The sequence below is a fragment of the Rubrivivax gelatinosus genome (assembly GCF_016583785.1).
Taxonomy (GTDB): domain Bacteria; phylum Pseudomonadota; class Gammaproteobacteria; order Burkholderiales; family Burkholderiaceae_C; genus Rubrivivax; species Rubrivivax gelatinosus_B.
Genome location: NZ_NRRU01000215.1, coordinates 1 through 1,324 on the forward strand (window position 1 = coordinate 1; position 1,324 = coordinate 1,324).

General features: G+C 72.4%; 1 protein-coding gene. It reads left to right on the forward strand.

Going from position 1 to position 1,324, the window contains the following annotated elements; translation table 11 throughout:
* Positions 1 to 1,324: type VI secretion system Vgr family protein (locus CKO43_RS25430; RefSeq protein WP_200380413.1), on the forward strand; the 1,324-nt coding region annotated here is incomplete at both ends.

Here is a 1,324-nt window from a genome sequence, read left to right on the forward strand (position 1 = left end):
CCGACCGCGACCACCGCATCAAGATCCAGTTCCACTGGCAGCGCGGCACGCGCTCCAGCCACCGGCTGGCGCACCCGGCAGGCGACAACGCACCGGCGTCAGATGCCAGCGGCACCTGGGTCCGGGTGTCGGAGGCGGTGGCCGGCGCCAACTGGGGCAGCCACTTCACCCCGCGCCTGGGCCAGGAAGTGCTGGTCGGCTTTCTCGGCGGGGACATCGACCGCCCGGTGGTGATGGGGGCGGTCTACAACGGTCTTGGCCGGCCCGATGCCCAGAGCAACCAGGCCAGCGCCGGCGCCGCTGGCGCCGGTGGCTGCGCGCCGGCCTGGTTCCCTGGCGAGGCCGCCGAAGGCCGGCTGCAGGCGCACCAGCACGGCGCCGTGCTCAGCGGCCACAAGAGCCAGGAACTCGCCAGCAGCGCCAGCGGCAGCGGCGGCTGCAACCAGCTGGTACTCGACGACAGCCCGGGCCAGGGCCGCATCGAACTGTCCAGCAGCAGCGCGCAGACGCGGCTGCAGATCGGCCACCTGCTGCAGCAGACCGACAACCGCCGCCAGCAGCCGCGCGGCCACGGCCTGGACCTGGCCACGCAAGCCTGGGGCGCCGTGCGCGCGGCCAGCGGCTTGCTGATCAGCGCGCACGGCAAGCCCTGCAGCACCGCCGGTGCCATGCAGATGGACACCCGCGAGCCTCGGACCCAGCTCGAACAATCCGCCGAACTGGCCCGGACCCTGGCCGACAGCGCGCACCAGCACGACGCCCGGCTCCAAGGCGAGCCCGAGCCCGCGGCGATGAGCTTCGCCAAGGGCCTGCTCGGCAGCCAGGAGAGCCTGAAGGGCAGCGACACCACCGGCGACAGCAGCAGCGGCGGCGCAGGCGCCGTGCCCACGCTGGCGCGGCCGGACGTTGTCATCGCCGCACCGGGCGGCATCACCAGCAGCACACCCGCGCACACCGTCGCCAGCGCCAGCAACACCGCCAGCTTCGTCGCCGGGCAGGACCTGCAGCAACTGGCGCAGGCCAACAGCGCCACCGTCGTCAAGGATGGCCTCGTCTTCTTCACCTACGGCATGGCGCAGAACCCGCGCAAGCCCAACACCGAAACCGGCATCCAACTGCACGCCGCCACGGGCAACGTGAACACGCAAAGCCAGCAAGGGGCGACCCGGCTCACCGCCGACCGCGCCATCAGCGTCACCAGCACCCATGGCATGGTGAAGGTCGCGGCACCCCAGCACATCCTGCTGACCGCCGCCGGGGCGGCCATACGCATCGAGGGCGGGAACATCACGCTCTCGGCGCCGGGCAAGGTGGAGTTCAGGGC